Source organism: Tenacibaculum aestuariivivum (genome assembly GCF_964507685.1).
Taxonomy (GTDB): domain Bacteria; phylum Bacteroidota; class Bacteroidia; order Flavobacteriales; family Flavobacteriaceae; genus Polaribacter; species Polaribacter aestuariivivum.
Genome location: NZ_OZ208414.1, coordinates 1,047,360 through 1,069,377, shown reverse-complemented (window position 1 = coordinate 1,069,377; position 22,018 = coordinate 1,047,360). Strand labels below are relative to the sequence as shown.

Annotated in this window: 23 protein-coding genes and 1 pseudogene; 7 read left to right on the top strand and 17 right to left on the bottom strand. The window is 29.8% G+C overall.

Annotated elements, in window-relative coordinates:
• Positions 1 to 92 precede the first annotated feature (92 nt).
• Positions 93 to 530 (bottom strand): DUF4293 domain-containing protein, encoded by a 438-nt coding sequence (locus ACN5J4_RS04620; protein WP_418650963.1) that lies wholly within the window; start codon positions 528 to 530, stop codon positions 93 to 95.
• Positions 531 to 728: 198 nt separating this feature from the next.
• Between ACN5J4_RS04620 and rho the strand changes: the two genes are divergently transcribed.
• Entirely contained in the window at positions 729 to 2,489 is a 1,761-nt protein-coding gene (gene rho, locus ACN5J4_RS04615) for a transcription termination factor Rho (RefSeq protein WP_418650962.1), read from the top strand.
• 49 nt (positions 2,490 to 2,538) lie between these two features.
• Here rho and ACN5J4_RS04610 read toward each other — a convergent pair whose 3' ends face one another.
• The 5 genes and pseudogenes from ACN5J4_RS04610 to ACN5J4_RS04590 all read right to left on the bottom strand — a co-directional run bounded on the left by ACN5J4_RS04610 (position 2,539) and on the right by ACN5J4_RS04590 (position 7,901).
• Entirely contained in the window at positions 2,539 to 3,087 is a 549-nt protein-coding gene (locus ACN5J4_RS04610) for a 5-formyltetrahydrofolate cyclo-ligase (RefSeq protein WP_418650961.1), read from the bottom strand.
• 2 nt (positions 3,088 to 3,089) lie between these two features.
• Positions 3,090 to 3,456 (bottom strand): annotated as a pseudogene (locus ACN5J4_RS04605) (MmcQ/YjbR family DNA-binding protein).
• Positions 3,456 to 4,067, bottom strand: a complete 612-nt coding sequence (locus ACN5J4_RS04600; RefSeq protein ID WP_418650960.1) for a DUF4230 domain-containing protein — start codon at positions 4,065 to 4,067, stop codon at positions 3,456 to 3,458. The pseudogene ACN5J4_RS04605 and the gene ACN5J4_RS04600 overlap by 1 nt, the downstream one beginning before the upstream one ends.
• Positions 4,068 to 4,179: 112 nt before the next feature.
• Positions 4,180 to 5,451, bottom strand: coding sequence for a hypothetical protein (locus tag ACN5J4_RS04595; protein WP_418650959.1), 1,272 nt, complete (start codon positions 5,449 to 5,451; stop codon positions 4,180 to 4,182).
• Between the two features lie 29 nt (positions 5,452 to 5,480).
• On the bottom strand, positions 5,481 to 7,901 hold the full coding sequence (locus tag ACN5J4_RS04590; RefSeq protein WP_418650958.1) for a TonB-dependent receptor: 2,421 nt from the start codon (positions 7,899 to 7,901) through the stop codon (positions 5,481 to 5,483).
• Between the two features lie 827 nt (positions 7,902 to 8,728).
• On the opposite strand from ACN5J4_RS04590, the gene ACN5J4_RS04585 reads away from it, so the two are divergent.
• Both ACN5J4_RS04585 and ACN5J4_RS04580 read left to right on the top strand, forming a co-directional pair.
• Entirely contained in the window at positions 8,729 to 9,007 is a 279-nt protein-coding gene (locus tag ACN5J4_RS04585) for a DDE-type integrase/transposase/recombinase (RefSeq protein WP_418650957.1), read from the top strand.
• Between the two features lie 91 nt (positions 9,008 to 9,098).
• Entirely contained in the window at positions 9,099 to 9,260 is a 162-nt protein-coding gene (locus tag ACN5J4_RS04580) for an integrase core domain-containing protein (RefSeq protein WP_418650956.1), read from the top strand.
• 435 nt (positions 9,261 to 9,695) lie between these two features.
• On the opposite strand, the gene ACN5J4_RS04575 is transcribed toward ACN5J4_RS04580, so the two are convergent.
• Entirely contained in the window at positions 9,696 to 9,890 is a 195-nt protein-coding gene (locus tag ACN5J4_RS04575; protein WP_218775062.1) for a hypothetical protein, read from the bottom strand.
• A 160-nt stretch (positions 9,891 to 10,050) separates the two neighbouring features.
• Between ACN5J4_RS04575 and ACN5J4_RS04570 the strand changes: the two genes are divergently transcribed.
• The 4 genes from ACN5J4_RS04570 to ACN5J4_RS04555 are packed head-to-tail and all read left to right on the top strand — an operon-like array spanning position 10,051 to position 11,629.
• Entirely contained in the window at positions 10,051 to 10,806 is a 756-nt protein-coding gene (locus ACN5J4_RS04570; RefSeq protein WP_418650955.1) for a hypothetical protein, read from the top strand.
• A gap of 2 nt (positions 10,807 to 10,808) precedes the next feature.
• Positions 10,809 to 11,231, top strand: a complete 423-nt coding sequence (locus ACN5J4_RS04565; RefSeq protein ID WP_218773188.1) for a DUF5675 family protein — start codon at positions 10,809 to 10,811, stop codon at positions 11,229 to 11,231.
• Positions 11,209 to 11,457: a hypothetical protein gene (locus tag ACN5J4_RS04560; RefSeq protein WP_218773187.1), complete on the top strand. Its 249-nt coding sequence runs from the start codon at positions 11,209 to 11,211 to the stop codon at positions 11,455 to 11,457. The genes ACN5J4_RS04565 and ACN5J4_RS04560 overlap by 23 nt, the downstream gene beginning before the upstream one ends.
• Positions 11,447 to 11,629: a hypothetical protein gene (locus ACN5J4_RS04555; RefSeq protein ID WP_418650954.1), complete on the top strand. Its 183-nt coding sequence runs from the start codon at positions 11,447 to 11,449 to the stop codon at positions 11,627 to 11,629. Before ACN5J4_RS04560 ends, ACN5J4_RS04555 begins: the two co-directional genes overlap by 11 nt.
• Before the next feature lie 847 nt (positions 11,630 to 12,476).
• Here the strand turns inward: ACN5J4_RS04555 and ACN5J4_RS04550 are convergent.
• The 10 genes from ACN5J4_RS04550 to ACN5J4_RS04505 form a co-directional block, all read right to left on the bottom strand.
• Positions 12,477 to 13,517, bottom strand: a complete 1,041-nt coding sequence (locus ACN5J4_RS04550; RefSeq protein WP_240561995.1) for an RES domain-containing protein — start codon at positions 13,515 to 13,517, stop codon at positions 12,477 to 12,479.
• 2 nt (positions 13,518 to 13,519) lie between these two features.
• Positions 13,520 to 14,455, bottom strand: coding sequence for a sce7725 family protein (locus ACN5J4_RS04545; RefSeq protein ID WP_418650953.1), 936 nt, complete (start codon positions 14,453 to 14,455; stop codon positions 13,520 to 13,522).
• The gene (locus tag ACN5J4_RS04540; RefSeq protein WP_240561997.1) at positions 14,416 to 15,321 is read right to left on the bottom strand and encodes a sce7726 family protein; all 906 of its coding nucleotides are present in this window, start codon (positions 15,319 to 15,321) and stop codon (positions 14,416 to 14,418) included. The genes ACN5J4_RS04545 and ACN5J4_RS04540 overlap by 40 nt, the downstream gene beginning before the upstream one ends.
• 120 nt (positions 15,322 to 15,441) lie before the next feature.
• Positions 15,442 to 16,104: an ATPase gene (locus ACN5J4_RS04535; protein WP_418650952.1), complete on the bottom strand. Its 663-nt coding sequence runs from the start codon at positions 16,102 to 16,104 to the stop codon at positions 15,442 to 15,444.
• A gap of 48 nt (positions 16,105 to 16,152) precedes the next feature.
• A complete protein-coding gene (locus ACN5J4_RS04530) occupies positions 16,153 to 16,818 on the bottom strand; it encodes a hypothetical protein (protein WP_218773182.1) in 666 nt (221 codons plus the stop codon).
• Positions 16,819 to 16,851: 33 nt separating this feature from the next.
• Positions 16,852 to 17,130, bottom strand: coding sequence for a helix-turn-helix domain-containing protein (locus ACN5J4_RS04525; RefSeq protein WP_068704635.1), 279 nt, complete (start codon positions 17,128 to 17,130; stop codon positions 16,852 to 16,854).
• Positions 17,131 to 17,449: 319 nt separating this feature from the next.
• Positions 17,450 to 18,295 carry an RteC domain-containing protein gene (locus ACN5J4_RS04520; protein ID WP_215968337.1) on the bottom strand — a complete coding sequence of 282 codons (846 nt, stop codon included), beginning with the start codon at positions 18,293 to 18,295 and terminating at the stop codon, positions 17,450 to 17,452.
• Positions 18,296 to 18,384: 89 nt separating this feature from the next.
• Complete coding sequence (locus ACN5J4_RS04515; protein WP_215968336.1) at positions 18,385 to 20,337, bottom strand: heavy metal translocating P-type ATPase; 1,953 nt, start codon at positions 20,335 to 20,337, stop codon at positions 18,385 to 18,387.
• A gap of 57 nt (positions 20,338 to 20,394) precedes the next feature.
• Entirely contained in the window at positions 20,395 to 20,808 is a 414-nt protein-coding gene (locus ACN5J4_RS04510; RefSeq protein ID WP_215968335.1) for a Fur family transcriptional regulator, read from the bottom strand.
• A 3-nt stretch (positions 20,809 to 20,811) separates the two neighbouring features.
• Complete coding sequence (locus ACN5J4_RS04505) at positions 20,812 to 22,017, bottom strand: efflux RND transporter periplasmic adaptor subunit (protein WP_418650951.1); 1,206 nt, start codon at positions 22,015 to 22,017, stop codon at positions 20,812 to 20,814.
• Position 22,018 lies beyond the last annotated feature (1 nt).

The window sequence follows — 22,018 nt, the reverse complement described above, 5'->3', positions numbered from 1 at the left end:
CGTTTTTAACAGAGTAGAGTGTATAGCAAAAATAAAAAACCGAGATGTAATCTCGGTTTTTTTTCGCACTAAATATACTAAGATATTAGGTTTTATCGTAATCTATCTGCAGATTTTACAAGATCTTCATCCTTTTTAATGGCTTTATTTGCTAAAACTAATAGCAAAATAACAATAACAGGAAAAAACATCCCAATACCTTTCTTTGAAACCGAGGCTTCTCCAGATAATGTTAGTGATAGATATATTAATATGCCTAATAAAAGAAGGTTTATCAATATGTTTAATCGCCCTAGAACAAATTGTAATTTTCTTTTTTTAAATAAAAATAAGGTTACTATTGATAATAAGGCTGAAATAAAAAATAATAAAGGACAAACTTTTTCTAATAAAGTATTTCCTGATAATAAATCTATTGCATATATAACACTGCTGCTTTTTACATTAGTCCAAAGGCTAAAAATAAAAGTCAATGCTCCAGAAATAATTCCTGCAATTAATAGGTATATAGATTGTTTTCTTTGTATCATTTTTTATAATAGGTAGCAAATGTAATATTTATTTTTTTAAAAAGAAATATTACAAGTTGAATTTTTTATATATATTTGTCAAATAAGTAACTACACAAATAATAACTAAATAGTTCCTATTACGGTTATAATCAAATAAAATTTAAATACATTTAAATCCTTTTCTTAAAAGGACTATATAACTTAATCATTTTACGAATGCTCGAGATTTCGGAATTAAAAACTAAAAAATTAATAGATTTACAGGCTATTGCAAAAACTATAGGTTTAACAAAAGTAAGTCAGTTAAAAAAATTAGATTTAGTTTATAAAATTTTAGACGCACAAGCTGAGGCTAGTGCAAATGAAGCTAAACTAGTAGCTGAAAAACCTAAAAGAAAAAGAATAGATAAAATAGAAGAAACCAAAAAGCAATCTAAAGAAAAAGTAGCTGTGGTCAAGGAAGCTGAATTTAAGGAGGAAAGAAAGGATTCTGTTGTGAAATTTGACGAAAATAAGGTTAAAGAAGTACGTTTTACAGATGGTGATCAAAGTGAAAAAGAAGGCGGTGAAAAAGAAGCTGGTCCAAAAGTAAGTATCAAAAAAAATACAATTACAGTAAAGGAGGTAAGTGAAGATAAACCACTTCTAACAACTAAAAAAACAGTACCAAGGCCTCGTCCAAGAGCACAAGTAGAAGCGAAAAAAAAGGTTTTAAACCCTAGGGTTAATGTAGATGTAAAAAAGCCAGTACCTCGATCTCGACCTCAAACCGAAAACACCAAAAAGCCAGTACATAAAAACCAAAATACTAATAAATCACCAAATAAAAGTGGGAATAAATATAGAGATCCTGATTTTGAATTTGATGGGATTATTGAAAGTGAAGGCGTGTTAGAAATGATGCCAGATGGTTATGGTTTTTTGAGGTCATCAGACTATAATTATTTATCATCACCTGATGATATTTATGTATCTCAATCTCAAATAAAATTATTTGGATTAAAAACAGGTGATACTGTGCTTGGTAATGTACGTCCTCCCAAAGAAGGTGAAAAATATTTTCCTTTAATAAGAGTATCTAAAATAAATGGATTAAATCCAAATATTGTTCGTGATCGTGTTTCATTTGAACATTTAACACCTTTGTTTTCAGATGAAAAATTTAATCTTGCAGAAAAAGGAAGTTCATTATCTACTAGAATTATTGATATATTTTCACCAATAGGTAAGGGGCAACGTGGTATGATTGTGTCACAACCCAAAACAGGTAAAACAATGTTGTTAAAGGATGTTGCAAATGCAATTGCAGCAAATCATCCAGAAGTATATCAGATTGTTTTATTAATTGATGAAAGACCAGAGGAAGTTACAGATATGAAACGTAACGTTCGTGGTGAGGTTGTTGCTTCTACTTTTGATGAGCCAGCCGATAAACATGTACGTGTTGCAAATATTGTTTTAGAAAAAGCAAAACGCTTGGTAGAGTGTGGTCATGACGTAGTAATTTTATTAGATTCTATAACACGTTTAGCACGTGCCTACAATACTGTTGCTCCAGCCTCAGGTAAAATATTATCAGGTGGTATTGATGCAAACGCGTTACACAAGCCAAAACGTTTCTTTGGGGCGGCTCGTAATATTGAAAACGGAGGATCATTAACAATTATAGCGACTGCACTTACTGAAACTGGTTCGAAAATGGATGAAGTTATCTTTGAGGAATTTAAAGGTACTGGTAACATGGAGTTACAGTTAGATCGTAATATTTCTAACCGTAGAATTTACCCAGCTATCGATTTAATTAAATCAAGTACACGTCGTGATGATTTATTATTAGATGAGAAAACGGTACAACGCATGTGGGTATTACGTAAATACTTAGCAGATATGAATCCTGTTGAAGCAATGACGTTTATTAATGATAGAATTAAGTTTTCTAAAAATAACGAAGAGTTTTTAATTTCTATGAACGGATAGTTTACTGAAATATAAGTTATAAAAAATCCCGCTGTAAAGCGGGATTTTTCTATTTAGGAACAATAATTTGATTTAAAGGAACATCAAATTCATGAGTGTCTTCTATTTTTTTTATTGGAGGAAAAAAATTAAGTCCAATAGTTTTTGTGCCTTTTTTACAATCTGCCAAAAATCGATCATAAAATCCTTTACCGTAGCCAACTCGGTAGTTTTGTTTATCAGAAATTAGCATAGGAACAAATACTAAGTCGATTTTTGTTACCGCAACTTCTTCTGCATTTATAGGTTCTGGAACTCCAAATTTATTTATAGCAATTTTAGTGTCTTCTTTTAGGTGAAAATGAGATAAAGAATCGTCATGAAAATTACATTGACTAACAATAATTTTTTTACCATTTTTTCTGAAGAAATCAATAATCGGTTGTGTGTCTATTTCATTGAACTTCCGCATCGATAAAAACAAGTGAACATTACTTATATCGTTAAAATCTAAATCGAAAATTTGTTGATATAGGCTTTCTTGAAACTTTGTTTTTTCAACCTCAGTTAACTCTTTTCTCTTTTGTTTGTATATTTTTCTAAGATCTGATTTGAGCATTTTTATATCGATTTTAGTTGTTCTTTTAGTTTTTTTGTCAATCCTTTTACAATTAAATCATAAGAATGGTCGATTAATTGAAAAGCGAACTCGTCAGAAACATCGTTATTTAAAGTAACAGTATTCCAATGTTTTTTATTCATGTGCCAACCAGGGTTTATACTTTCATATGCTCCTCGAAGCTCTAAAGATTCATCAGGGTCACACTTTAAATTTATTTTAGCATCATCTTGTTCCCAGCTATTTAATCCGCTTAAAGCAAATATTTTATTCATTAACTTTAAAGACTAAAGTAACGTCATCAAAAGGAAAATGCTCTGTAACTCCTTTTTTAGTAATGCAATAATCTCGAAGTTGTTCTATATGCATTATTTTAATACCTTTTTATTTGAGTTAGGTAACTCTAAAGTTGAAAAATCTAATTTCCATCCGATTGTTTCTACTAAATTTTCCATTAAAGAAATAGCTTCTAATGCTTCTTTATTTGCTGTTTGCATTAGGTTGCTTTCTGGTATTTTATGAAGAATATGTTCTTTAGCTTCCTTATTTACTTCTGTTAAATCTTCTGAACTAAATTTATTTAAAAGCCCGTTTTGAATGTCATAAAAACGAATGCTTGGTTCTATAGAAAAAACTTCTGGTTGCGGGAACTCTGATAAAATTAACGATTTGTTTTTAGTGTCGGTATGCATTTTAATTTTTCTAAAATCAAATCCAATATGCACTTTGGCATTAATTAAAATAATAGCCTTTTTTTTGCTTGTAAATAAACCCATAAATTTTTCTTTAGAGTTTTCATGATGATATATTTCTGCAAATTCACCTTCGATAGTAATTAACTTAGATACCTTTTTTATTTTATCTAGTAAAATAATAGATTGTTTCTCTGTTGTATCTTTCTTTTTTGCTAAAGAAAATTTAATAAAAATAAAATAAGAGATAATCGTGCCACCTATTAAGCCTAAAAAAAGTAATTCCATAGATACGAATTTACATAAAATATAGTAGAGTAAGAAGTGGTTTTTATAGATAAAGTAAAAAGGCTTAAGAATTATTTAAGCCTTTTATAATAGTGGTATGGATGTTTAATTATTAATATACACCTAAATAAAATGAATCTGCGCCATTATCAAGTTCAGCACCTTTTGTAAAACCATTAGTAGATGTACTACTTGGGTCGAAACTATAAATATTTCCTTTTTCACCAAGTGGTGAAATAGCCATATGAAATTTACCATCTTTACCTAATACGCCAGATTGATAGTACCACATCCATAAGTTAGTTGGCATATTTAATTTGATTGCAGTTTTATTATATAAGTCAATTCGAGTAACTCCCCAAGGGGTTGTTTGATCGCTACCAATTCCAATAGAAGCATCAAAATAAGGAGCGTAAGCAATACCGTTACCAACATAATACCAGCCATTAGCACCTACTTGAGTCATGCCTAAAGCAGTAGATAAATCTAATTGATATGAATTATCGTAAGCTCCATTTTTAATGCGTACTAGCTTTGCAGGGTTTGACGTTAAATGATAAATATCACCATTTTCATCTACATGATACACAGGTGCTCTATACCCATAAGTAGAGCCTTTAGCTACTCCAGATTCTAATAAAACAGGGTTTTTTAAAGAAGGGTAGTCTACAACTAATGTTGTAGCTTTATAGTTATCCGTATTAATATTTTCATCTGTATCAGGATCATAACCTCTTTTAGCAACACCATAGTATGCTTTACCAGCTTGAATTGTGGGATTGTCTATTCTCCATATATGCAAATTATCATCTGTTTTTGGTATAGCAACTTCTGCATTTTCTGCTAAAGATAAATCAGTCAAGTCAATTCTCTGTAATACAGCTTTAGCTTCAGTATATCTGTATACGTCATTACTATAAATTTTTTCTGTATTTATAGTATGTACTAAAGCATCATTTTCATTCAGAACTTTCCATCTAGGGTATGCAGTTCCCATAGCAATTTGAACATTTGTTTCATCTAATAACGTATAGTTTGATGCTCCGTTTATTTTATATTTATAAAGCATGCCACCACCATAACTTAAGTTGTAGAGGAATTTTCCAGAAGGAGAACCGTAAATTCGGGCAGTTCGTACAGAGGGAACTTCAAAACCTTCTCCTTTAAAAGAAATAGCACCGTCTTTTAAATCAGGAAAAGCTTGTACAAAAGTAGCTGAATTTCCTGTAGATCCTACACCGAAGGCAACGTTATAAAATTCTTGATTTCCTGTAGGTAATTTCTCTTCTATATTGTCATTAGAGTCGCAACTTATAAATATTGTGCTTGCCATTGTTGCTGTTAATAACAGCGATTTACTTATTGATAATAAATTTGTTTTCATGATAGTGTTTATAATTAGATTTAAATTTTTTAAAAAATAGGAGTATATGTTAGTTTTAAATAAAATGCTCTTCCAGGTTTTTGCATCGCCCAGTTATCAAAAACTTGTTGATTTGTAATGTTTTTTGCGTTAAAGCTTACGGTAGCTTTATTGTTAGGAGTTGTGTATGAGATTCCTATATCATGTAGGTTTTGTGTAGGTATATATGCTTTTCCTTTACTGGCTAGGCTTTCCCAGTTTCTGTAAAATTGATGAGTATATCCAAAATTATAGTTTATTGATAATTTTGAATTTTCTTTTATAAAATCATTAAACTTATATTCTATATAAGTGTTAGCTGTTAAGTAAGGTGCATTTCTTAACCTGTCTTTATAATAAATGTATTCTGAGCCAAATTGATCGTATTTTAAATTGTAGCGAGCATTAAAATTAGAGAAGTTGGAGGTGATAAATAAACGCTTATTGTAATTGTATTTTAGTTCAACGTCATAACCTGTACTTTTAATTCTTCCTAGATTTTCAAAGCCATAAGTATCAGATATACTACCACTAATACCCCTAGCAATCATATCTTTTATATCTCTTATAAAAAAGTTAGTTTCAAGGTTAAAACTGTGTTTTTTTACGGTATAAGTTCCTAGTAAAAAACCAAGATTAAAATTAGTGCTAGTTTCAGGTAAAAGAGTATAAGTTGGTTGAATGTTTTCGCTTGTATTACCTAATAATTCAGAAATACCTGGCATTCGTAAAGCTTTTTCTGCAGATGATAATAAAATTATTTTTGGTGTTATAGCGTAAGATATAGCAGCTCCGTAACCATTATGATTCACTTTTTTTTCATAATCGAAAGCTATAATATTTCCGCCTACTTTTTTAGGGTCAGATAACTTTACATGCTGTTTGTATTGTTTATAAAATAGGTTTGTTTTTAGTTTTTTAGCAAAAAAATTACTTTCATAAGAGTAACTAATAATTTGTTTTGTAAGGTGTCTTGTATCTGTTAAATCTCTTTCTGCTTGCGGACGCATTGGGTCGTCAATATCTCTTGTAAATTGATTATAAAAATAATGTAAACCTACTTTGTGCTGCGGGTGTAATTGATAATAAAGACCAGTTCTATTAGCAATACTTATTTCTTTATTTTTAGCTAATGTGGCATCGCCAGCTTCACCTCCGTTAGTTCTCCAATTAATAGGATTCCCATTGTTATCTCTTATGATTTTACCTAGCCAATTATACATATATGGTACAGTATCAATCACTGTACGATCTGTATGAGAAAAAGAACTAAAGGTGTTAAATGATAATCCATCTATTAGAATATTTTTTTTTCGATATTTAAAAGAAAGCATTTTACTATTTCGCTCACTTCTTCTGTTACCATATACAATATCCATAACAGGACCTGTTTGTACATCGTTTTTCATATCTGATACCATTACACCAAGTGTAATTTCATCTGCCCATTTTTTAGAAGTATACCCAACATTTGCTTTTATACCTTTAGATTTATATTTGTCATGAAATCGCTCTGCTCTTATGTATTTAACTTTACCTGTATTGGGGTCAACCACATAAACATTATCTCCCCAAACTTTATAACTATTATCGGTACTGTTAAGAAAAGTTGAAACATCAACATTAAAATTTGTAGTAGGATTTCTATATCCACCATCTATATTAACTTGATGTGTGTTAAAAGAACCATAAGAGTACGAAGCACTAAGGTGTGTACCGATACTTTTTTTAAGAACAATATTTATACCTCCACCTAAAGCATCTTCAGTTAATTCGGCTGGTAAAACACCTTTGTAGGTTTCAATACGTTCAATCATTGCAGGTGGAATGCTTGATAATGAAAAAGATTCTCCATAATTTCGAAGCGGAATTCCATCAATAAATACACGGATAGAGTTACCACTAAGTCCGTTGAGGTTAAAATGAGTATGTGAACCGAGTCCACCACTTTGCCTTATTTTTATACCAGCTGTTCTGTCTAAAATTTCTGTAGCTTGTAAACTCTGAACGGCCATTTTTTGAGTATTTGTTATGCCAATAGTAAAGCCTTTTTCTTTTATTAAATTACCTTTAGATTTACTAACTATAGTAACATCATCTAAAGTAATAGCCTCATTATTGTTTAAAACTACAGTTAAGTGATCGGGTTTACGGCTTAAATCTACATTAATATTAATACCTTCAGTTTCAAAAGCTTTTATGAAAATGGAATACTTTCCTGCGGGGATATTAGAAAATATGAAGTTTCCATTTTTATCAGTATAAGTATTTCGGTTTATTTTTTTGATATGAACCAATGCAAGTTCTACAGGGGCTCCATTCTTGTAAGTTACTTTACCTGATAGAGTCATTAAATTGTTGTTTTTTAATGTTTTTCCAGTACAGTTAATATTAAAGGAATAGAAGATTAAAATTAAATATAGTGTTTTCAATTTTATTTAGATTAAATTTAAATAGAGATGCAAATGTAGTAATTATTATTATTTAGACTTGTTAAAATTAATATTTTTTTTATAATCATAGAGAGTTACATAGAATCTATATATAATTTGTAATTAATAAAAAATACTCAAGTTAATAGGTGTGTTAAGTTGTTGTCTACAATGGGTATTACTGGTAACGTTGTAGTTTGTATTACCCCGTCCTGAAATAAGGCTCCATAATTTTAAACATTATGTGTAGAAATGACAAAGTAATTAGACGCTACAGTGAACCTTTCAAGTTAAAGATTTTAGCCGAACTTACAACAGGCAACACACAAAGAGCGAACTTTGTAAATTCTACTCTATTACACCCACAACGGTTAATGAATGGATTAAAAAGTATAATCGTAAAGACTTAATGAATACTAGAGAAATAGAGGAAACTAAAGACGAAATAGCTAGAATAAAAACACTTCTAAAGGAAATTGAATAGCTTAAAAAACTACTACTTAAAAAAGATCTCGATGCTATGGTATAGGAATCATATTTAGAAGTAGCTGCAGAAGACCTAGGTTACAAATCTATTTTTGAACTAAAAAAAAGTTAAGTATAAAGCCTTAATTAAAGCTAAAGAAAAATCTAAGAGATTTACTTCTTTAACAACTATAACCCATTGTTTTGGACTTAAACGACAGATTATAAATATTGTTAGAAAAAGACATAAATCTCTTCCTAGAGAAGGTATTCGTAAACTTACCAGATCCTTTAAAGAATTTATCAAAGTTAATCTTAAAGTTGGTAGAGATACACTATTTAAAGTACTTAGAATAAACAACATGCTTATACTTAGAAAGAAATCTAGTGTGAGAACAACAAATTCATATCATCGTTTTTATAAGTACAATAACATTATTAAAGATATAGAAATTAATAGTCCTAATCAAGTTTGGGTATCTGATATTACATGCATTAGAACTGTAAAAGGATTTTGTTATCTAGCATTAGTAACAGATATGTATTCTAGAAAAATAGTTGGTTATGACCTTAGTGATAGCTTAGAGCTAAAAGGCTGTGTAAGAGCTCTCAAAAAGGCTATATACAAGGTTAAACATTAAAAAGGCTTATTCATCACTCTGACAGAGGAATACAATATTGTAGTAATGTAGATATACATAAATTCTCAAAAGAAAATAGGTAGATATTAGTATGATTGAAGAAAATCATTGCTATGAAAACGCTATAGCTGAACGTGTAAACGGCATTTTAAAAGATGAATTTTATCTAGACCAAACCTTTGCAAACGTAGCACACGAAAAGCGTGCTGCAAAAAATGCAATTAATTTATACAGTGAAGTAAGATTAGACTAATCTTTAGATTATAAAACACCAAATATGGTATATAAATAATCAGCTTAATTCAATTTTAACCTGTAGCTATATCTCAGGACAAGATATATTATTTTATCTATTGAGCCTAAGTAGTAAAAAAAATGTTTTAATTAAAAGTATAAAGTAATAATAGAGCTAATTTTTTAAGTAAAATATAGCGCAAAAAAAAGACTTAAGAAAATATCTTAAGTCTTTTTGGTCGGGGTGGCAGGATTATAACTGCTTCCCGTTTATGTTTAATAATCAATAAGTTATGTAATTTTCAAATTACGTGGTAACCGAATGGGTAACTTTATTGATAAGAACTTTCGCTTTGTATTAGTTTACACTTGAGCGATGCAAATATAGCAACCTCAACTTAACAATACAACATAAATTTACGCAAATTTTATGAAAAATAAAAGTAGATTGTAACTAATTAATATACTGATTAATAACTTCTATTTCTATACCTGAATACTCCGAAAATTCACGTATAGTAACAAATTGATGAGGTTCTTTGTCTTGTAATTTTCGGATAGTTTGAAGTAATTTACGCCCATATCGCTCACTCCTACCTGTTATAAGTTGGATATCTTTTGCATATATACATATTCGTTTGCGATTCATAAGGCTTTATCTAGGGCTTATCTATGCTTTTTCATAAAATATAAAGCCATCTGTGGTTTATTTGGTAAAATCGGTTTATATAGCATTTAACGGAACTTGATTTTTTAATACCTGAATACAAGTTAGTTGTTTTGTTTTATTAATCAAAAAATGAAATATTATGGCAAGACAAACAGGAATTATTAAATTAAAAGGAACTATCGGTGGTATTTCTTTTTACAAAACAAGCGATGGACATCTAGCACGCGAAAAAGGTGGTGTTGATGCCAGTCGTATTGCAAATGATCCTGCGTTTCAGAGAACGCGTGAAAATGGGTCGGAATTTGGACGTGCAGGAAAAGGTGGAAAAGTATTGAGAAATGCTATTCGTATTCTTTTGCAAAATGCAAAAGATAAACGTGTAGCTTCTCGATTAACAAAAGACCTTTTAGCTATCATTAAGACAGACACGACCAATGATAGAGGTTTAAGAACCTTAACAGAAGGGGATTTTAACCTATTATTAGGTTTTGAATTCAATCTAAATGGTAAATTAGGTACTACTTTATTTACACCTTTTGTAAATGCGTTTGACCGTGTTTCTGGGGATGCAACTTTGGACATTGCTCCTTTTTCTCCAACTTTAAGAATTGCAGCTCCTTCAGGAACAACACATTTTAAAGTGGTTATGGGTGCTGCTGAATTGGATTTTGAAAATGAATCTTCAGTTTTTGAAAATGACGAAACAGTAATTCTGCCTTACACGTCTGCTGATACAGCTGCAATTGCTTTAACAGCGTCATTAACTGCGAACTCTACTGTAGATGTTGTTCAGGTGCTTGGTATTGAATTTTATCAAGAAGTAAATGGGCAAATGTATGAGTTAAAAAACGGTGCTTACAATGCCTTATCTGTTGTTACTATAGATACTCCATAATTATGGATTTAATACTCTATAGAGCGTATTACAAAGAGGGTACTAATGGTACTCTCTTTTGTTCTGATACCTTTTTATGTCACACAATAGAGCTTCCCTGGAAAAACAACAAGCGTAATTTATCGTGTATTCCAGAAGGCTCTTATGAAATCGTTACAAGGTATTCTAAACGTTTTCAAAATCATCTTTTAGTTAAAGGTGTAAAAAACAGACGATTGATTTTATTTCATCCAGCTAATAATGCTTTAAAAGAATTAGAAGGATGTATTGCACCAGTAACCTATTTAAGTAATATAGGTATGGGAACTCAATCAAGACCAATGATGCAAAAACTATTGTCTTTGGTACATCAAGCAAAAGACCGTAAAGAATCTATTTTATTAACTATTAAATCACAAAATTATGAACATTGTAGAACGTTATAAAAAACCAACTCCGAAGTTTTTCAAAATTTTAAGAAATATTGGTATTGCTTTAGCAACAGCTGGTGGTGCCATTATTGCAGCTCCAATCACAATGCCTGCAATTGTTGTAACTATTGCAACTTATATGACAGTTGCCGGAACAGTTGCCACAGCTGTAAGTCAAGCAGTTGTTAAAGATGAAGGTAAATCTGAAATTAAAGCTAATGCAACTAACGATGGACCATAATACAAAAGCTAGTTTTTTGGGTGGTATTTTCTTTTCTTCAGTAGTAAATATTGGTGTTGAAGATTTTATCACTACCAGTATTTTAGCTATTGTTGGCGCAACAGTTAGTTTTTTTGTTTCAATTTTTTTGAAATTTTTATACGAAAAGCTTAAAATTAAACTCAAAAAATAGTTTTGGAACTACAAACCCAATAACATTAATTTTAAAAGAGAAACGAAAAAAGCCTAAAAAAAAGGAAAGAGAAAGCAGAGAACACCAAGCACGCTAGTGCTTATCTTTGTTTTCTCTTTCCTTTTTTCAATAATAAATGTTAACTCTTTTCGGGGTAAAGTGATGTAGGTGGAAGTAATTATTGATGTTAGGGTTGGAAAAAATAAATAAAGTGCATTATGATAATAATGTGCTTTTTTTATGCGCTGTGTTGAGGTGGGTAAATGTAAAGAGTGATTCCCTGATAAGGGATTGAACGAATGAAATGCATCCTACCACAGACACTTGGCAAACATTAATAATTGCTGTAACCTACACCGTTGAATGGGTGGTGGGGAAAAGAGGCATCTAATGTTTGTTAACGAAATGAAACAAGCAAATACTTGAGATAAGGAAAACTTGGACTTAACGATGGTTTTGTACAGTTTGAATGAGGTAACGAATATTTAATTTTATATCTAATAATTCATTTGTACTGTTGTTCAATATTAGTACTAAATAATGTTGATAGTTCGAAATTGTGCGCTGGAAAAGAAGATATTTTACATAATGGCGTTATAGTACAGAAAGTGAATGAATGCTGCTATAACTGCACGTTATGTAAATATAGCTTGGGATAGCGTTTAAATTATTAGCTTTTGGCAATGTGCAGCTCTTTGCAGTTGTGTAATGAGGCACGAATGAAACAAGCTGTAATGTGCTGCATAAGTGTGGCAATTTAAACGCTATAAAGGAATGGCGAGGGGAACAAACTAAAAGACAGAGGATTTTGAGGAACGAAAAAACTGGGTTTTAGTTTGTGGGGAAATTATATAGCTGCTTTATGGTGCAAATCAATACCTTCAATTTCATAAACTTGTGTTGTTTTACAATTTAATTTTTCAGGATTAAAAATTGCCAAATTATATCCTTCAGAATATAAGGAACTTTGATATTCTACACCATCAAAACCTAATGATTTAATGAACTCTGAAATATATTGAGTAGGAATATAATCTAATTGTTTATCTAACTTACGAATTGGTAATGAAATTTCTTTTTGTAATGTTTGAATAAAAGGAACATAAATTAAAAAATCTTCAATTGCTTCATTTTCTGACCAAGGAATTGGATCATCTTTTGGATTCCTTAAATTTAAAATTTTTAAATCTTCTTTTAACTGAAATTCGCCAACAGTTACATAATCAAAGAGTGAAGCTCTTGTTTCATATAAAGATGTTTTAAGTGTATCTGCAACATATAAATAAGAAATACCTTTAGGGTTTGCTCTACCTCCAGTAGTAACTTCTTTTGGTGGATTACCCATTTTATCTGGCGCAAAACCTTTCTTGTCTGAAATACGACAACGGTAAAATATTCTTCCTTTTTTAATTTCTTTATAAAAACTTTCGTGCTCAAAAAAATTGGCTAGTTTTTTTAAATCTATTGTATTTTGAATGTGGTAACGATTTGTATATTTTATTTCTTCTTTAAAATCTTCCCAAATACCGTGAATTTGATTTGTTTCAGAGAGTAATTCTATCTTAATTTCAGAAGATACGTTACTATTAAATAATTCGGTAATATCTTCCATTTCATCAATAAAAATTGCTTTAAATAGTTCTTTGGAATCTTCAACTATATCTGTAGTAAGGTTAAAATCTTTTTTTAAAGATTGTGCTATATCTTGATTAGAGTTAGCATCTACAGCGTATAAGGACAAGAAATTTCTAAAAAAAGGAATTAACTCTCTAGCTGTATAAATAGATACATTTGTTGATTTACAAAAATTACAGTTACCAACTCTATCATCTGCATTTATTATACTAATGATATAATCACTAGTAAAACAGTTTACACAACAATTCATAACTAAATGTTTTTAATTACTAATTCGATGTGATTCATAATTGACAATTTTTTTAAAGTGCCAAGACCAGGAAAATGACCTCTTTGGTGCAAATCTCGAAAAGTATTTACTGCATTTGTTTGTATATCTTGTTGGTTACACCAAGTAACTAACTTATGAATAGCTTCAGAAAATTTACCACCAATATCTGATACATCACCATTAGAGTCAGACACAAAATGTTTTACTCTTATTCTATCATTACCATCTATGTAAGATAAATGTATTGCCACATCTCTTGGTAAAAATCCTGAATCGGAATAATTATCTCCTATTGTAAGAAAATCACCAAAACCAACAAAACCATCTTCTTGATAATATTTGTATTCTTCAGAAAAGCTGCTTTCTAAATCAAGATAATCTGCATTTTTAGGCATTTCCTTAAAATAATCATCTAGTGATACTCGCGTGTTTTGATCAAACTCTCTATAATATCTTCTACTTGTTTTAGAGAAGTAAATTAAGTTATAAACGATATTAAGATTTGTAGTAAGTAATTCTATATTATTACCGGAAACTTCAGAATTGTGAATTAAGGTAACACCATTAAAATTAAAATTCAAAGCACCTATAAAATCAATAAATGTTTGGATATTTCTTTCGGATTTATCATCCATAATAACAGCTAATTGGAAGTTCTCATAGCCTTGTAAACTTTCTGAAACTACATCAATAATTTCTTGATGCTTTCCTTTTAAATCGCCAACTCTAGGGTTTATAATAATATTAAAATTAACATTTTTAGAAGCTAATTCTTTTAATGTTGATTTAAAAGTTGATGTGCTTTTAACTGGTTCTATTACTGGTGAAGTTTTTAATATATCATCTGAAAATATCGAGCATAAATCTCTTAATGCGATTAATTCAAATTGTTTACCTCTAACATATGGGAAATACATACTTTGCTTTTTTGGGATAAAAAATTATCTAACTGTTGGTATTCATTATCAGAAAAGTTTAAAGAATAACATATATGTTTTAATGCTTCTGGAATTTGTCTTTCTTTAAAACTTTCTGGGTTAGAAATATTTCTAAATTTTAATTTTTGAATTACTAATTTTTGAAATTCTAAAATATCAATCTTTTTTGACAACTTAAGACATTCTCTGAATATTTGTGTATTAGGTACATTTGGCACAACATTAAAATATGATTTAATTATACTTAAATATTCGTCTTTTCTTAATGTTTTAAATAATGTTTCGTGGTTAAAAACTGATTGATTTACTTTTGCTTCTTTTAAAGTTTTAAGTGCATTTCTATTAGTTAATTCAATAATACCAATATTAGAATTGTAATATTTTGTCAATAAATTAGGAATGTGTTTAGAGCTTGTTACAATGTAAATTTTATCAGCAAATTTCTCATAATCTGATATTTGTTTATCTAATTTCTCTAAACCATCAAGCTCTGTTTTTATTTCATAAATACGAGCTTCACCATTTAAAAGCACAAAATCTGCAATAGAATTACCTACTTTAAATTCATTTAAAGCAATGGTATTTTTAAGACTATATTTTTTAATTAAAAGCTTGTTTATTAGTACGTTTTTATAGACATATTCATTTTTATAAACCTTTAATAATGATTTATAAATTTGATTAAACACCTCAAGATTAGTAGTATTCTCATTAATTTTAGCATATCTGTTTATACGATAAAATGTATCAAAATAATTATCTTCTCTTACTATTTTTTTAAAATTAGAGGCAGAAAATATTTGAGCTAAACTTCTTATTTGGGTAATGTCGCTAGTTTTGTCCATTATTCAACAAATTTACAAATTTCATTAAGAAGTCGTATAATTAACGACTTTTTCTGTTATAGATTTAAAACACGTCTATTTACTTATTATTGTTTTCAATATTTAAAAGCTATTAAAAATTTAACCACGTTTGTCTTTACTGCTTGAATAGAAACTTATTAAGTTAAACATTTGTCGCATTCTGGAACGTACACGATTACCATATCTTTCTTCTAATTCTTGTGCATTGAGATTGGTTGTAGCGTGAGTTCTTATTTTTCTTTTTAGGAATAAATCGTAACGAGATAAAAGAATTTCTCCCATTACATTACAATCTTTACCAAAATGACGACCAGTTGATTCAACACCTAAATCATCAAAACAATAAAAACTACTATTACCATATTCTTCAATAGTTTTGTAACCAATATTATTAAATGCGAATGTGATATTTCTAGCAGGAATTAGTTCATACGGTTTTTGATGTGGTACCATAAACCTTAATAATTTCATTAAGCTTGTTTTACCACAACCTACTGGGCCAGATAATAAAATACCTTTGTATGGATCTATTTCTAATTTTTTGCAAGCTTCAAAATCACTTATAAAATAGACACATAGTTTATATAAAATAACCTCATCTTCTTCATAGATTTTAAAGTTTTTACCAAAGAGCAGTTTTCCTTTTGCATCAAGATAAATTAATATTTTTTTGAAATCGTATGAAATATTATTGTTATTAAATTCTCCTAATTGGTATTGAACACCTCCTTCTTTTATAATATGTGGTTGTATCTTATTCATAGTTTTAGATAGTGAGTTACTGAAATAAGCGCCGTATGACGCAAAGCGTTATAAAGGCTCATTGTAGTTTTTGTTTTTACTTGTCTTTAGGTTGTCTTGATTTTGGCTAACTGCTTTTTGACTTATTTTTGTTTTTATTTCTTCAGCTTTTAGCATCCAATTTTTAGCAGTAGCTTGCCAATTGACAATTTTTGTTTTGCCTCCTACTTTCCAACCAATACCTTGATAATGATTAAAAAATTTTTGAGCTTCAATTATTGGCCATTTTTCTTTTTTAAAAAAAGTAATAACATCATTTTCATTTTTTGGCTGGTCAAGTTTATTAATGTTTTTATTAGTTTGTATATGTTTATTATTAGATACCAGTGCTTGTCCGTTTATAGGATTGTATGAGTCCATAACTTGTTTATAACTTGTCTCAAAATTGAACATCTTTATTTTGCTTCCCTTAAATGGATTGTGTGATGGATAGTAAATAATATACTTCCAATGATTTAGCTCTTTAATACATTTATGATATGTTGATTTAGAGCCTATCTTTGAAAAGCTCATTACTTCTTCTCGATTGATATAAAATTCGTCTAAAAACCGATTGTTATTCCATATTTGGAATAATGCTATATATAAACTTATATGTGTTGGATTTAAACGGTTGTCTTTAGAGAATTGAATAAATACACCTTTTAGGTGTTTTATATAATTAACTTTTTGCATAGAATAGGTGTTTTAGCTGCACTTAAAGTGGCATTAAAACTTGTTGTGTATTCTATTGTCTTGCATTACTTTTTGAATATCATCATAATCGTAATAAATAACACCACCAACTTTAGTGTATGGTAACGTTCCGTTAATTCGTAAGTTTTGTAATGTACCTGGTGAAATACTTAACAGGTCGCGAACTTCTGGTGATTTTAACCATTTTTTAGTGGCTAAACCAGTTTTGTTATTGATGATTGTTTTAATACCTTCTAATAATTCTAATTTGAATTCGTGAAGATCTTCGGTTGTAATAATTGTTGCTGCCATAGTAAACGATTTAAGTTAAAAATAGCTACCACATCAAACTTTCGTTATCAATGGCAGCTATTAAATTGATTTAATTCACGAGTTAGAATGTTTTTCTTAAATAGGTATTCGTGAATCTGCGATTTGACTTTCGTTTAGCAAATATGAAGTGAATTATTGAGTGTTTTTCACAAGTTACACCCAACTTGGGTGTTTTTATATGCTCATATTTAATGAATTATATTTATGTGTTTTAATATTTTACTTGTAAAATATAGGTATTAAAAAAGAGCAAATTCTATGAAAATTATTTGCTCTTTAAAACACCCAAGTTGGGTGTTTATTCATCAGATTCTAGCATTTTATCTACTAAAGATTCTTTTAGTTTATCAATGAATTTTGTTTGATTTATTTTGCGTGAACGGATTTCTAAAAAGGTTCTGTAATAATCGCCCAAACTAACGTTAAACATTTGTTCGCAAATTAAGGCTACCTCTTTAATATCTGCTGTTCCACTATTTATTACTCCAGAACTATGAAGTGCATAAATGAGTTCTATTAAATCTGTTTTATTACCTGTCCAAAATAATTTTGATTGCTTTTGAAAAGCGTTATAATTTGCTTCCATACCATTGTTATTTTCAAGTTTATCAATTTCAGTTTTTAAATAAATTATTAGCATATCATAAGCAAGAATTGTGGCTACAGTAGAATCGTGGCTTGTAGAAAATTTATCATCTGCGAAAAAAGAAAGAGAATCTGGAAATAAACGAATATTAGCTTTTCCTCTTATAAAATATTCGTTATCCAAAAAAGTAGCACCTCGTCTATAATAATGATAAAACTCTAAATTATCATTAAAATAATTTTGCAACCTATCTATATGTTTGTTAAAATACTTTACTTGAGATTTGTTACTACTTCTTGGTCTTTTACTTTCAATACTAAATAATTTCACATAATAAATTAATTTACTAAAAACTTGAGGCTTAATATTTTTGAAAAAATAGATTTCATCAGAAGTTGATGCTGATTTTCGTTTTAACAAAAGTTCTCTTATTTGTTCAAGAGCTCTTTGAGTTACCTTAATACCCTCTTCAGACTTCTCTAAAACGCCTTCAATTTCTTTTTCTAAAAAATCTAAATTAGAATCTAATTTTTTTACTATTCTTTCAATTTTTTTCAACTTACAGTAGTTATGAGGACAATAAATCTGGTTTGTTTAAAAATACTTTACTTTAAAAAAATTAAAATAAATACAATGACTTTAATTATTTAACGCCATTGCATTCGTTGTAATCTTACAGCATTCAAAATTGCTAATAACGCAACACCTACATCAGCAAATACAGCTTCCCACATTGTTGCTAAACCACCTGCACCTAATATTAAAACAACTATTTTAACACCAAAAGCTAAAATGATATTCTGCCAAACAATTTTTCGAGTAGAACGACTAATTTTTATTGCTTTAACTACTTTTGAAGGTTGGTCTGTTTGGATAATGACATCAGCAGTTTCAATGGCAACATCACTTCCTAAACCTCCCATTGCAATACCTACATCACTTGCTGCTAAAACTGGTGCGTCATTAATACCATCGCCAATAAAGGCTATTTTATTTTTGGAATTTTGTTTTAAAGTTTCAACTTCATTCAATTTATCTTCGGGTAATAAACCACCTTTTGCTTTTTCAATGTTTAATTGAGAAGCTACTTTTTGAGTAATGGAATCTTTATCCCCGGAAAGCATCATTATTTTAGAAATACCGACTTTGTGCAAATTGGTTATGGTTTCTTTGGCATCTTCTTTCAATTCGTCTGCAATGACAACATAACCAGCAAACTTATTACCAATTGAAACTAAAACAATAGATTCTACAATAGTGTCGATTTCTTTTGCAACTTCAATATTATTGGCAGTCATTAATGCTTTGTTTCCAACTAAAACAGTTTTTCCGTTTACAATTCCTTTTAAACCTTTTCCTGCTATTTCTGAAACTTTGGTAGCATTAAAATCTGCTCCATTTGCTTTGTATTCTAAAATGGCTTTAGCAATTGGATGCGTAGATTGCTCTTCCATCGCCATTAAGTATTTCATAAATTCAGTTTCTTCCCAACTGATTGCTTTTACTTTTTTGATTTTAAAAACACCTTTGGTAACTGTACCCGTTTTATCCATAACCAACGTATTAATTTTGGTCATAGCATCAAGAAAAGAAGCACCTTTAAATAGAATACCGTTTTTTGAAGCTGCTCCTAAACCACCGAAATAACCCAATGGAATTGAAATAACTAAAGCACAAGGACAAGATATTACCAAGAAAATTAAAGCTCTATACAACCAATCTCTAAAGACATAACCATCGACAATAAAATAAGGTAATAATGTAACGCCTATGGCTAAAAACACAACAATTGGTGTGTAAATACGTGCAAACTTCCTTATGAATAATTCGGTTTTAGATTTACGAGCTGTTGCATTTTGAACCATATCGAGAATACGAGCAATGGAACTGTCTTTAAATTCTTTGGTGGTTTCAATTTCTATAACACCATTGAGATTGATACTTCCTGCAAATACTTTTTCACCTTTGGCAATGGTATCTGGTTTACTTTCACCAGTTAAAGCTGCTGTGTTAAATGATCCTTTTTCAGACAAAAAAACACCATCTAAAGGTACTTTTTCGCCAACACGTACTTGTATCTTTTCGCCAATATTTACGGCTTCAGGATTTACAGAAACATAATCTTTATTTCGATAAACTAACGCTTCCTTTGGTCTAACATCAAGCAATGCTTTAATGTTTGATTTTGCTCTATTAACTGCTGTGCTTTGAAATAATTCGCCTACTGCATAAAATAGCATTACTGCAACACCTTCAGGATATTCACCAATAATAAACGCACCAATGGTTGCGATTGACATTAAAAAAAATTCTGTAAAGACATCACCTTTTTTAATACTTTTCCATCCTTCTTTTACAACAGGAAATCCAACAGGTATATATGCTATGATATACCAAACAATGCGAATCCAATCTCTAAAAAAATTAATATCAAAATAATCTAAAGTAATACCAATGATTAGCATTACAAAACTTACTATCGCTGCACTATATGCTTTAAAATTATTGGAACCTTTACTGTGATTATGACCATCATCGTGACTGTGTTCTTTTTCAGAATTAGGTTTTATATCTCTTAAATTGAGTTTCTTTTTTTTCATTGATACTTAAATTTAATTCAAAGATGCTTTAAAATTGACTGCAATGGAAGTGCATTGTTAGCTACTACATTTATCACAAATACCTTTTACAACCAAGTTGACGTTTTCAGAAACAAAACCATCAGGCACTTTTATTTGAGGTATTTTATGTTCTGTTAAACATATAGTTTCGTTACAATTATTACAATGAAAGTGTAAATGTAAATCGGTTTCAATTTCACAACTGCATCCTTGCTCACAAAGGGCATATTTAGTAATACCTGTACCGTCGTCTATTTGATGAACAATTGCTTTTTCTTCAAATGTTTTAACTGTTCTGTATAAGGTGGTTCTATCTGCTTTTTCAAAAGCATTTTCAATATCGCTTAATGTAACTGCTATTTGTTTTTGTGCAAGAAACTTATATATAAGTAATCGCATTGCTGTAACACGTATCTCTTTTGACTCTAATAATTGTTCTATAGTTTGCATAATTTAATGTTCGTGTTCTGCTTCACCTTTTTTCATTTCTGCAATAAGGTAGTAGGCATTATTATAAGCGAATTTTGTACTCGTTTCGATTTCTTTAGTAAACTCTACAGCTATCCAATTACCATCTTTAGCTCCTAAAATGACTTCGACTGGTTTGAAACTCCAATCTTCATTTTCCTTTTCTACAGAAAACACAAAATAGGTATCGCCTTCTTTTATAATGGCACTTTCTGGTAATGCTCTTGTTTTTGTATTTTCAACTTGAATTTTACCTTGGATATACATTCCTGGAATTAAATTACCTTTTTTATTTTCAATTTCTGCGTGAACGTGTACTGCTTTAGGGTTATCTTCGAATGTTTTGCTTACCGAATAGATTTCTGCAATTAATTCTTCATTTTGAGTAGATTGAACATTAAAGGTTACTTTTTGACCTTTTTTTACTTTATAAACATCTTTTTCGAAGACCATTAAATCTGCGTGGACGTGATGTGTATTTACTATTTCAAAGAGTTCTGATTGAGGTTCAACATACTGACCAGTTTTTACTTCTACCTTTTGAACAAACCCTTCAATTGGGCTACGCAATGCTACTTGTTGAGCTATTGTGCCATTACGAACCGATGTTGTACTGATATTTAGTAATTGTAGTTGAGCTGCCATTCCATTAACCATAGCCTTTGACGCTTCGTATTCTGCTTCTGCTTTTTGAAAATTTGCACCAGAGCCTACGCCAGCATCATATAATTTTTGTTGACGCTCATAATTCTTCTTTAAAAAATTGCTATTGCTATATGCATTTAGATAATCCGTTTGCATTTGAATAATATTAGGATGTGATAAATAAGCGACAACCTGACCTTTATTAACTTTATCGCCTTCAATAACTTTTATTGATACCACGTTTGCACCAACGACAGAAGTTATTGCTGCTTCGTTTTGTGGTGGTACTTCTAAAGTTCCATTGGCTTCCACATAACCACTCATATTGCGTGAAGCAATGGTGTCTATTTTCATTTTTAAGGCTTCAAACTGTTGTGCAGATAGCATCACTTCTTCATCTTCGTGATGTTCTTCATTAGTTTCAATTTTGGTTTCTTTATTATGAGAATGCCCATCTTCTTCGTTGTCTTTTTCTTTATTGCCACAGGCAGTTATTAAAAAGGTTAACATTACTATTATTAGGATATTATATGATCTGTTTTTCATA